At 69.6% G+C, this 10,136-nt stretch carries 11 protein-coding genes; 5 read left to right on the forward strand and 6 right to left on the reverse strand.

Annotated features, from left to right (window positions below):
- The first annotated feature begins 36 nt into the window (after positions 1-36).
- On the forward strand, positions 37-174 hold the full coding sequence (locus ABS78_RS14605) for an entericidin A/B family lipoprotein (protein WP_293380611.1): 138 nt from the start codon (positions 37-39) through the stop codon (positions 172-174).
- Between the two features lie 67 nt (positions 175-241).
- On the opposite strand, the gene ABS78_RS14610 is transcribed toward ABS78_RS14605, so the two are convergent.
- The 3 genes from ABS78_RS14610 to chpT all read right to left on the reverse strand — a co-directional run bounded on the left by ABS78_RS14610 (position 242) and on the right by chpT (position 2,164).
- Positions 242-1,033: a protein-glutamate O-methyltransferase CheR gene (locus ABS78_RS14610; protein ID WP_293380614.1), complete on the reverse strand. Its 792-nt coding sequence runs from the start codon at positions 1,031-1,033 to the stop codon at positions 242-244.
- Entirely contained in the window at positions 1,030-1,398 is a 369-nt protein-coding gene (locus tag ABS78_RS14615; protein ID WP_293380617.1) for a response regulator, read from the reverse strand. The genes ABS78_RS14610 and ABS78_RS14615 overlap by 4 nt, the downstream gene beginning before the upstream one ends.
- A 112-nt stretch (positions 1,399-1,510) precedes the next feature.
- Positions 1,511-2,164 carry a histidine phosphotransferase ChpT gene (chpT, locus tag ABS78_RS14620; RefSeq protein ID WP_293380620.1) on the reverse strand — a complete coding sequence of 218 codons (654 nt, stop codon included), beginning with the start codon at positions 2,162-2,164 and terminating at the stop codon, positions 1,511-1,513.
- Between the two features lie 63 nt (positions 2,165-2,227).
- On the opposite strand from chpT, the gene cysQ reads away from it, so the two are divergent.
- Positions 2,228-3,016, forward strand: a complete 789-nt coding sequence (cysQ, locus tag ABS78_RS14625) for a 3'(2'),5'-bisphosphate nucleotidase CysQ (RefSeq protein ID WP_293380868.1) — start codon at positions 2,228-2,230, stop codon at positions 3,014-3,016.
- Between the two features lie 182 nt (positions 3,017-3,198).
- Here the strand turns inward: cysQ and ABS78_RS14630 are convergent, their stop codons facing one another.
- Positions 3,199-3,381, reverse strand: a complete 183-nt coding sequence (locus ABS78_RS14630; protein ID WP_293380623.1) for a hypothetical protein — start codon at positions 3,379-3,381, stop codon at positions 3,199-3,201.
- 313 nt (positions 3,382-3,694) lie between these two features.
- On the opposite strand from ABS78_RS14630, the gene ABS78_RS14635 reads away from it, so the two are divergent.
- Positions 3,695-6,082: a TonB-dependent siderophore receptor gene (locus tag ABS78_RS14635; RefSeq protein WP_293380626.1), complete on the forward strand. Its 2,388-nt coding sequence runs from the start codon at positions 3,695-3,697 to the stop codon at positions 6,080-6,082.
- Between the two features lie 82 nt (positions 6,083-6,164).
- Positions 6,165-6,848 (forward strand): Fe2+-dependent dioxygenase, encoded by a 684-nt coding sequence (locus ABS78_RS14640; protein WP_293380629.1) that lies wholly within the window; start codon positions 6,165-6,167, stop codon positions 6,846-6,848.
- Positions 6,849-6,876: 28 nt separating this feature from the next.
- On the opposite strand, the gene ABS78_RS14645 is transcribed toward ABS78_RS14640, so the two are convergent.
- Complete coding sequence (locus ABS78_RS14645) at positions 6,877-8,118, reverse strand: LLM class flavin-dependent oxidoreductase (RefSeq protein ID WP_293380632.1); 1,242 nt, start codon at positions 8,116-8,118, stop codon at positions 6,877-6,879.
- A gap of 144 nt (positions 8,119-8,262) precedes the next feature.
- Between ABS78_RS14645 and ABS78_RS14650 the strand changes: the two genes are divergently transcribed.
- A complete protein-coding gene (locus ABS78_RS14650; RefSeq protein ID WP_293380635.1) occupies positions 8,263-9,579 on the forward strand; it encodes an aspartate aminotransferase family protein in 1,317 nt (438 codons plus the stop codon).
- Here the strand turns inward: ABS78_RS14650 and ABS78_RS14655 are convergent.
- Positions 9,560-10,136, reverse strand: a 577-nt coding sequence (locus tag ABS78_RS14655; RefSeq protein ID WP_293380638.1) for an aminotransferase class IV, incomplete at its 5' end; no start/stop codon positions are given. The genes ABS78_RS14650 and ABS78_RS14655 overlap by 20 nt on opposite strands.

The following is a 10,136-nucleotide window of genomic DNA, read 5'->3' on the forward strand; positions in this document are numbered from 1 at the left end:
CGGCGGGGCGATATTCCAACCCGGAGATGAACCCCGATGCGTAAGGTCTTTCTGATGGCCGTCCTCGCCGCCGGCCTGGCGGTTTCGGCCTGCAACACCGTGTCCGGCGCCGGCCAGGACATCAAGTCCGCCGGCGAAGCCGTGACCACCACGGCCGAAGACGCCAAGAACTGACGTCGCCGTCAGGATGAAATCGGAAAGGCCCGGCGCGAGCCGGGCCTTTTTCACGCCGGTCAGCGCGTCAGGCGGCGTAGAGTCCGATGTCCGGGACCAGGGGGGCGAGATCCCCGGCCCGCTCCTCGCCCAAGCCCAGCAGGAGCTGGCCTCCGGGCGCCAGGACGGCCCGCAGATGGTCGCGCACCCGTCCCAGAGATTCGGGTTCGAACTGCGGAAACATGTTGCGGCAGAGCACGAGGTCGAAGGGTCCCAGCCGGCTCAGGTCGTCCATGAGGTTGACCCGCCGCCAGCGCACCATCTGGCGGATGCGGGGCGCGAGCGCGAAGAACTCGCCACGGCGCTCGAAGAACCGCACCAGCATCCGCGCGGGAAGGCCCCGCTGGACCTCGAACTGGGAATAGAGGCCCGACTGCGCCTTCTCCAGGCTGCGTTCGGACAGGTCCGAGGCGTAGAGTTCGCACGACCTGGCGAGATCGGGACGGTCGGCCAGCATCATGGCCAGAGAATAGACCTCCTGACCGGTCCCGCAGGCGGCGCTCCAGATCCGGACGGGCTGTCCGGCGCGGCGGCGCACCAGTTCGGGGATCACCTCCTCGACCAGGCGCTGGAAGACGGCGCGATCGCGGAAGAACTCGCCTTCGGGCACGATCATGGCCTCGACCGCCGCCCATGCGGCCCGCTCGCCCGCCCCCTCCCGCAGCGCCTCGATGAAGATCTCGGGCGTGGCGTAGCCCTCGCGCCGCGCGACCGGTCCCAGCCGGCTCTCGATCAGGTATGTCTTGGCGGTGTCCAGTCTGAGGCCCGCACGGGCCTTGCAGAGCGCGGCGAGATAGGCGCAGTCCGGTGGCGGGATCATGCGATCAGCCCCAGGTAGTCCAGCTTTCCGGCCACGATGGAGCCGTCGAACGGCTTCATGATGTATTCGTCCGCGCCCGCGTCCAGGGCCTCGCGGATACGTTCGATCTCGTTCACGACCGTGCAGAACACCACCTTCGGCTGGTCGCCCGCCGGCTCGGCCCGCAGGCGGCGCAGGAACGTCAGGCCGTCCATGGTCGGCATTTCCCAGTCCAGAAGGATCAGGTCGGGCGTCACGGCGCTGCACCAGGCCATGGCCTCCACGCCGTCGGACGCCTCGGCCACCTCGAAGCCGAGGTCTTCGAGAATGCGGCGCGAGACCTTCCGGATCACGCGGCTGTCGTCGACGACGAGACAGGTCTTCAAGGCGAGGGCGGGCTCCCGGCGAGAGCGCCCGTTGTCGCGCGCCGCTGGTTAACGGCGGGCTGACGTCCAGCGAATCAGATTGGCCGGATCGCACCGGCCAAGGCGCCTCGCCCTAGACCGGCAATGTCGCGGCGAAGACGACCCGCTCCTCCGACACGTCCGTGAACACCCGCCCGCCCGCATCGGTGACGAACAGATGCACATAGTAGGCCTGGACCCAGTGGCCGTGCAGGCCCTCGCCCAGGGGCTGGCCCTGGAGACCCGCCAGCACCTCGGGCCGCAGTCGCGCCCGCGGGCCGGTCGCTTCCACCGCAATGGCCACCGAGGCGCCCTCCTGTACGGCGCGCACCTTGGCCACGCCGCCGGTCGGCAGGGCCGCCCCCGCCATCTGGGTCAGGTTCAGCAACGTCCGGGCCACCGGCTTGTCGACCGCGGGCGTGTCGACGGCCCAGGCCAGTTCGGCGCGCATGTGCGCGAAGACGCCACCCGCCAGCTTCTCCAGGTCTCTGACATCGAACGTCTCGGCCGAGGCCGAAGCGCCGAACGCCACGCGGCAGAACGAGAGCAGGTCCGTCAGCTTGCGTGCGGAGGTGACGATGAGGCCCATCGCCTCTTCGCGCATGTCCTGCGCCGACGGGTCGTCGAGCAGGTCGAGGCCGGACGTGATCGCCGACGCCGGGCTGATGAAGTCGTGGCACATCCGGGCCGCCAGGTAGGCGGCGATCTCCGCAGGGCGGAGGGTGGTGGCGGCGGCGGTTTCGGTCATGCGGGAAAATAGGCGCGATTTGCGCCTTGGGGAAACGGCCACGCCTCTCTAAGACAGGCGCCGATCGATGACGCCGAGGACTCCTTGACCGACAACGCCGCCCTGGGCCCGACGCTGGCCGACATCTGCGAAGCCGCCGCCGCCCTGATCCTGCCGCTCTGGAAGTCGGGCGTGGAGGTGCTCACGAAAGCGGACGAGAGCCCGGTCACCGAGGCCGACAGGCGCGGCGAGGCCCTGATCCTGGAGCGCCTCGCACAGCGCTTCCCCGACATTCCGGTGGTCTCGGAAGAATACTCCAGCGAGTTCGGGACGCCGGATCGCATCGGCCCCCGTTTCTTCCTGGTCGATCCCCTGGACGGCACCAAGGCGTTCGTCCGGGGCGACCCCAATTTCACGGTCAATATCGGCCTGATCGACAACGGCCGTCCCGTAGCCGGCGCGGTGTGCGCTCCACCGACCGGCGAGACCTGGTTCACCGGTCCCGAGGGCGCGATGAAGCGCGTGAACGGAGGCCCCGCCGTCCCTGTGCGGGCACGCGTCTGGCCCAAGGGCGCGGCCGTGGCGCTGGTCTCCCACACCATGAAGGAGGAGACCGCGGTGAAACTGGCGCAGGAGTACGGCTTCGACCTGCGCGAGCCGATGGACTCCTCGATCAAGTTCTGCCGCATCGCCGAGGGATCGGCCGACGTCTACCCCCGCCACGGCCCGACCATGGAATGGGACATCGCCGCCGGCCACGCGGTGCTGGAAGCCGCCGGCGGCAGCGTTCTGACGCCGGAGGGGCAGGCCGTCGCCTACGGCAAGACCGGCGATGGCTTCCGCAACGGCTGGTTCGTGGCCCGCGGGGGATAGGGCGGGACCCTCGCCTGCTTCTGCAAGGTCGCGACGTCCATGGTGTTCCATGACGCAACGTCCGCCCACGGCGAGGGGCGGGACTTATCCGGCAGGGGCTGAGGGCGCGGAAAACTCGAGGAAGGCCCAGCCGACCGCGTTTGGCGGAGCCCCTTCCACGCCCTCGGCGCCTACCGGAGGGATCAGGTGCGCCGAAGCGAGTCCTGGAGAAGTTCGAACGGAACCTCGACGGAGGCCGGAGCCTGACGCACGGCCACCGGAGCCGGCGTCAGGGCGCCGGCGACCTGCCCGAACGCCCAGTAGCCCGTGAAGCCTACGGTGAAGGCCACGCTGGCGAGGAGCAGGTAGGGCTTGAGGATGTCCATCGTACGAACCTGAGCTTTCGGTGCGTCGGTTGCCGAAAAGTCAACGGACGCCGCCGGGTTCGGTTGCAGGCCGATCAACGGGGAAGGGGAAGCGAGCGCGGCCACTGGCCTTGTCCTCTTCGGCGCCGCCACGGTGACGGCGCCCTCTCGCAGCAAGTTACGGGCCGCGGCGCGCGTCGGTTGCAACGGCGAGACGCGCTCCGGCTTTCCCGATATTGCGAATGATTATCATTGCGAAACGTCGCCGCGCGATCTAAGAGCGCCTCGCATTCTCAGTAGCAACAGTTCGCAATAAAGCGGATCGGGGGTTCATATGTCGAGGACGGGCGTTTCGGCGCGGAAGAAGCGCGCGCTCACCTGCGCGATGGCGGGGCTGGCCGGCTTGTCGATGGGCGCGGGCGCGCAGGCCGCCGAAGCTGTGGCCGCCGCCGAGGACGTCGCGGTCGCCACCGCCGACCAGGACCGGGGCACGGCCGTCAGCGGCGTCGAGGTCGAAGGCCGGCTGATGAAACAGAACAACCCCAAGGTCACCGCCGACCCGCTGAACAACCCGCAGACCGTCACCATCATCTCGAAGGGGACCATCGCGGCGCAGAACCTGCTCAGTCTGCGCGATGTCCTGTCGACCGTACCCGGGATCACCTTCGGCGCCGGGGAGGGCGGCGGCGGCTTCGGCGACTCGATCAACCTGCGGGGCTATTCCGCCAACAACGACATCACCGTCGACGGCGTGCGCGACAGCGCCCAGTACAGCCGCTCCGACCCCTTCAACCTCGAGCAGATCGAGGTCACCAACGGCGCCAATTCCGTCTACTCGGGCGCCGGCGCGGTGGGCGGCAACATCAACATCGTCTCCAAGCGGCCCCACGGCCGTAACGCCACCGTCGTCACCGCCGGCGTCGGAACCGAGAACTACTGGCGCGGCGCCATCGACACCAACCACGTCATCGGAGACAACGTGGCCGTGCGCCTCAACGCGATGGCGCACCGCAACGATGTTCCCGGCCGCGACGTCGAAGAGCTGAAGCGCTGGGGGATCGCCCCGGCGGTCACGGTGGGCCTGAACGGGCCGACCCAGTTCACCGCCCTCTACTTCCATCAGGAGGACCGCAACACGCCGTCCTACGGCGTCCCCTTTTACAACGGGCGCGCAGTTCCCGGGGTCGATCCCGGGAACTACTACGGCTACGCCAACGTCGACCGCCAGGACACCAAGGTCGACGTCCTGACCGGCATCGTCGAGCACGACTTCGGCGAGGGCCTGCGGATCCGCAACCTCTCGCGCTATCAGAAGGTGAAGCAGGATCTGGTGGTGAACCCGCCGCAGGGAGCTCTGTGCCTCGCCAACGGCCAGCGCCCCGTGGCCTGGAGCCAGTCCACCACCGTCACGAACACCACGGGCTATCAGGCCTGCGCGGGAACCGATCCGGCGCCCGGCTTCTACCTGCCAAGCGGCCCGCGCGGGACGGCGCGATTCTCCGAGAACACGCTGCTCTACAATCAGACCGACCTGACCTGGGAGGGCGAGCTGGGCGGTGTTCGTCATACCTTGGTCGTGGGCGCCGCGTTCCTGGCCGAGGACTACCGGCTCGACAACGGCAACGTGCTGCGCCAGGCCAACGGCGCGACGGTGACGCTGCCGGCGATGAACATCGCCAACCCCGACAACACCTACACGGGGCCGATCAACTTCATCCAGTCGGGCGCCCAGGACGGCGAGCGGCGCAACCAGTCGGTCTATCTGTTCGACAACATCGTCCTCAACGAGCAGTGGTCGATCAACGGCGGCGTCCGCTGGGAGCACAACGAAGGCTCGAACCGGACCGACGCCTACAACACCACCGTCGGCGCAACCCTGGGCGCGATCACGCCCGGCCCGACGTTCGAGTCGGACGAGAACCTGCTCACCTGGCGGCTCGGCGTGGTCTACAAGCCGATCCCGAACGCGAGCCTCTACCTCGCCTATGGCAACTCGCAGACGCCATCGCAGGCCACGGTGAACGGCAGCGGCGCGTGCAGCGCCTTGACCTGCACCGTCGACCCCGAGAAGGCCGAAAACTTCGAGATCGGCGGCAAGTGGGACCTGCCCACCGGCCTGTCACTGACCGCGGCCCTCTTCCGCAACGACCGCACCAACTACCGCGTGGCCTCGAACGACCCCACCATTCCGGTCCAGCAGCTCGACGGCAGCGCCCGCGTGGACGGCGTCTCGCTGGGCGTGTCGGGCCAGATCACGCCGGACTGGGCCGTCTTCGCCAACTACACCTACCTCAAGTCCAAGGTGCTTCAGGGAGTCGACGACTTCGCCGCGGCGCTGGGCCGCGACTTCACGAAGGGCGACGACCTGATCGGCGTGCCCGACCACGCCTTCAGCCTGTTCACCACCTACGATCTTCGCCAATGGAACGTGCAGGTGGGCTACGGCGTGACCTATCAGGGCGAGTACTACCTGAGCCAGCACGGCCAGATCACCAACTCGAACCCGCCGGCCCGAACCACCATCCCGCGCGTGAAGGCCGAGGACTACTGGGTGCACCGCGCCACGGTGGCCTGGTTCCCGACCGACGGCCTCGAGGTGCGGCTGAACGTCAGCAATCTGTTCGACAAGGAATACTACACCCGCGTCCGGACGGCCCTGGCGGGCTGGGCGGCGCCCGGCGACCGCAGGAACGCGACGCTCACCCTCAACTACCGGTTCTGAATCCCTCCCCTTCTTCGGAACCGGCCTCGCGCCCCGCCGACATCCCTCGTCGGCGGGGCGCTGTTCTTCTAGGCTCCATCCCATGATGCTGCATGTTCCGGGCGTGCTGTCGCCCGATCAGGTCGCCGACCTCCGTACGCGGATCGACGCGGCCGCGTGGGAGGACGGGAACGCCACCGCCGGCCCTCAGTCGGCGCTGGCCAAGCGCAACCTCCAGCTTCCGGAGACGTCGGACGCCGCCCGTACGGCCGGCGCCGAGGTGCGCGATGCCCTGACACGCAACCCGCTCTTCATGTCGGCCGCCCTGCCCCACACCATCTATCCGCCCCTGTTCAACCGCTACGGGCCCGGTCAGACGTTCGGCGATCATGTCGACAACGCCATGCGCTTCCAGCGCGATCAGGGCGTGCGCCTGCGCACCGACCTGTCGGCCACCCTCTTCCTCTGCGATCCCGACGACTACGACGGCGGCGAACTGGTGGTGGAGGACACCTACGGCGTCCATGCCGTGAAGCTGCCCGCAGGCGACCTGATCCTCTATCCCGCCTCCAGCCTGCACCGGGTCGAGCCCGTGACCCGCGGCGAGCGGGTGGCCAGCTTCTTCTGGATCCAGAGCCTGGTGCGCGACGACGCCCGGCGCGCCCTGCTCTTCGACATGGACATCTCGATCCAGCAGCTCGCCCGCGCCGCCGGCCAGGACGCCCCGCCCATCGTCGCCCTCACCGGCGCCTACCAGAACCTGCTGCGCATGTGGGCCGAACTTTAGGGTCGAACGACTTCTTCCGCCCACCGGCCTATCGCGCCGTCTCGTTCACCTGAGCCTTGGGCCGCGAGGCCGGGACCACGGGAATCTCGTGGTCGGCCAGCGCCGGCATACGGTCCTTGCGCGCCAGCGCCGCTTCGATGAACGGCGCGAGTTCGGCCGCCTTCGCAGCCTCCCGCTCGGCCGCCTCGGCCTTGAACCCCGGCATCACCTCCGCGGCGAACAATTCCAGCGATTCGCAGATGTGGTCGTGCCGGTTGCGGCCGGCCTGCTGGAGGAAGATCACCTGGTCCACGCCGGCGGCCTGGAAGCCCCGGATGTGCTCGCGGATGTCGTCGGGCGTGCCGATGCCGTTGGCGTTCACCTTGGCGGCCTTGCGAGCGCGGATGATCTCCTCGTCGCTGGCCGCCCGGCTCTTCTGAAAGTCGGCGAACAGGGTCGAGCGGCCGGGGATCGCGTCGTGCGCCACCAGGGCGTTGATGGCGTAGGAGAAGAACTCGAAGCCCTCCTGTCCGCGCCGGATCGCCTCGTCCCGGTCGGGATGCACCGAGAAGTTCGACACCATGGCGAGTTGAGCGTTCACGCTGTGGCCGATGGGCTTGCAGTCGTCCGAGCGGATGATGCCGTAGTAGATGTCGGCCCAGGTCTTCGCCTCCTCAGGATCGAGGAACGAAAAGGCCAGGGCGCCCACGCCGCTCTGCGCCGCCACCCGGATGGTGTCGCGATTGGTGCAGGCCATCCACATGGGCGGGTGCGGCGTCTGCACCGGCTTGGGCACCACGTTGCGGCACGGCATGGAGAAGGCGCGGCCCTCGTAGCCGGGATAGGGGTCCATCGTCATCATGTTGGCGATCTGCTCGGCGGCCTCCAGCGCCAGCGCCCGCTTCTCCCGCGCCGGGATGCCGAACCCGCCCAGCTCCAGCCGCGTCGCCCCCTCGCCGATCCCGAAGTCCAGCCGGCCGCGCGAGACGATGTCGAGCGTGGCCAGCGCCTCGGCCACGCGGGCGGGGTGGTTGTACTGCGGGATCACCTGGCGGATGCCGTGGCCCAGCCGGATGTTGGTGGTCAGCGCCGCGCAGGCGGCCAGGAACACCTCGGGCGCCGAGGAGTGCGAATATTCCTCCAGGAAATGGTGCTCGACCTCCCACGCGTAATCGTAGCCCAGGCGGTCTGCCAGCTTCACCTGCTCCAGGGCGTCCTGGAACAGCCGCGCCTCGTCGCCGGGATTCCAGGGTCTGGGAAGCTGATGCTCGTAGAAGATGCCGAACCGCATGCCGTGTCCTCCCGCCGGCCTTCCCGGAGGCCGGTCTTGTCCGCCAGCATCCCGCGGGGGCGCCGGAAATGGCAAGGGTCTCAAGACGCTGGCCGCGCCCCCCGGAACCTGATTTCGTGACGGCGCCAGCCTGGAGAGCGCCGCATGGCCTACGACCGCGACAACCGCCCGGACCTCGCGAACTACTGGATGCCGTTCACGGCCAACCGCCAGTTCAAGGCCGACCCCCGACTCGTGGTGGCGGCCAAGGGCGTGCACTACCGTACCGAGGACGGACGCGAGATCCTGGACGGCCAGTCCGGCCTGTGGTGCGTCAACGCCGGCCACGGGCGGCCCGAGATCGCCGCGGCGGTGAACAACCAGCTCCTCGGCCTGGACTACGCCCCGTCGTTCCAGATGGGCCATCCCATCGCCTTCGACTTCGCCCAGGCGCTGGCCGGCATCGCGCCCGAGGGCCTGGACCGCATCTTCTTCACCAACTCGGGGTCGGAGTCGGTGGACACGGCGCTGAAGATCGCCTTCGCGTATCACCGCGCCCGCGGCCAGGGGCATCGCACCCGCATCGTCGGGCGCGAGCGCGGCTATCACGGCGTGGGCTTCGGCGGCATCTCGGCCGGGGGGCTGGTCGCCAACCGCAAGACCTTCCCGCTGCTGGCGGCCGACCACATCCGCCACACCCACGATCCGGCCCGCAACGCCTTCGCCCGCGGCCTGCCGCCCCACGGCGCGGAACGCGCCGACGACCTCGAGCAGCTCGTGGCCCTGCACGGCGACACCCTGGCCGCGGTGATCGTGGAGCCGGTGGCCGGTTCGGCCGGGGTCCTCCCGCCGCCCGTTGGCTATCTCCAGCGCCTGCGCGAGATCTGCGACCGCCACGGCGTCCTGCTGATCTTCGACGAGGTCATCACGGGCTTCGGCCGCCTGGGCGCGCCGTTCGCCGGCCAATATTTCGGCGTCACCCCCGACCTGATGACCACGGCCAAGGGCATCACCAACGGCGTCCTGCCGATGGGCGCCGTCTTCGTGCGGCGCGAACTGCACGACACGGTCCTGGGGGCGGCCGAGGCTCCGATGGAGTTCTTCCACGGCTACACCTACTCGGGTCACCCGGTGGCCTGCGCGGCGGGCCTGGCCACGCTCGACATCTACCGGCGCGAGGGCCTGCTGACCCGCGTCGGAGACCTGGCCGACCTCTGGGCGGACGCCGTCCACAGCCTGCGCGGCGCGCCGTTCGTCGTCGACATCCGCAACATCGGCCTCATGGCCGGGATCGACCTGGCGCCGCGCGACGGCGCTCCGGGCGCGCGCGGCTATGCGGCGATGGTCGCCGCCTTCGAGGCCGGGGCCATGATCCGCGCCACCGGCGACACCCTGGCCCTCGCGCCGCCGCTGATCGTCCAGCCGGCCGAGATCGAGCGGCTGGTCGAGATCGTGCGCGGAGTCATTTCGGCGCTCGACTGACCGCCTTCGCGATGGCCGCCACCAGCGTCGACGCCGGCAGGTCGCGGCCATCCAGGCTGGCCACGGGACGCACGCCCATGAGGCTGTTGGTGACGAACATCGGCGCGCCGCCGACGCGGCCGGGATTGGCGTAGACCTCCTGCACCGGCACGCCCAGGGCATGGCAGGCGGCGATCACCTGCCGCCGCAGCACCCCGTCCAGCACGCCGCAGTCCAGCGCCGGCGTGAACACCTCGTCGTGGCGCGCCCAGAAGACGTTCGCGGCGGCGGCGCAGGCGATCTCGCCCACGGTGTTGAGCATCAGGGCCTCGTCGGCGCCCGCCGCCCGGGCCTCAGCGCGCGCCAGGACGTTGTCGAGATAGGACAGCGCCTTCAGCCGGCTGGCGGGCGAGCGATCGTTGCGCCGGGTGCGCGCCGTGGCCAGGCGGATGGGGCCGGTGGGCGCTGCAATCGCCGAGGCGCTGGCGGTGAGACGCGGCGCATATGTCCCGGGCGGGTCAAGGCCACGGTCGCCGGGCCCGGCGCTCCAGTTCAGCCGCACCGCCGCCCGCGCGGGC

It is taken from the genome of Phenylobacterium sp. SCN 70-31, assembly GCF_001724605.1.
GTDB lineage: Bacteria > Pseudomonadota > Alphaproteobacteria > Caulobacterales > Caulobacteraceae > Phenylobacterium.

Bases quoted from the DNA above. Each gene is read 5' to 3' on its own strand.
- ABS78_RS14605 (WP_293380611.1), top strand. From the start codon at position 37: ATGCGTAAGGTCTTTCTGATGGCCGTCCTCGCCGCCGGCCTGGCGGTT.
- ABS78_RS14610 (WP_293380614.1), bottom strand. From the start codon at position 1,033: ATGATCCCGCCACCGGACTGCGCCTATCTCGCCGCGCTCTGCAAGGCC.
- chpT (WP_293380620.1), bottom strand. From the start codon at position 2,164: ATGACCGAAACCGCCGCCGCCACCACCCTCCGCCCTGCGGAGATCGCC.
- ABS78_RS14630 (WP_293380623.1), bottom strand. From the start codon at position 3,381: ATGGACATCCTCAAGCCCTACCTGCTCCTCGCCAGCGTGGCCTTCACC.
- ABS78_RS14635 (WP_293380626.1), top strand. From the start codon at position 3,695: ATGTCGAGGACGGGCGTTTCGGCGCGGAAGAAGCGCGCGCTCACCTGC.
- ABS78_RS14640 (WP_293380629.1), top strand. From the start codon at position 6,165: ATGATGCTGCATGTTCCGGGCGTGCTGTCGCCCGATCAGGTCGCCGAC.
- ABS78_RS14645 (WP_293380632.1), bottom strand. From the start codon at position 8,118: ATGCGGTTCGGCATCTTCTACGAGCATCAGCTTCCCAGACCCTGGAAT.
- ABS78_RS14650 (WP_293380635.1), top strand. From the start codon at position 8,263: ATGGCCTACGACCGCGACAACCGCCCGGACCTCGCGAACTACTGGATG.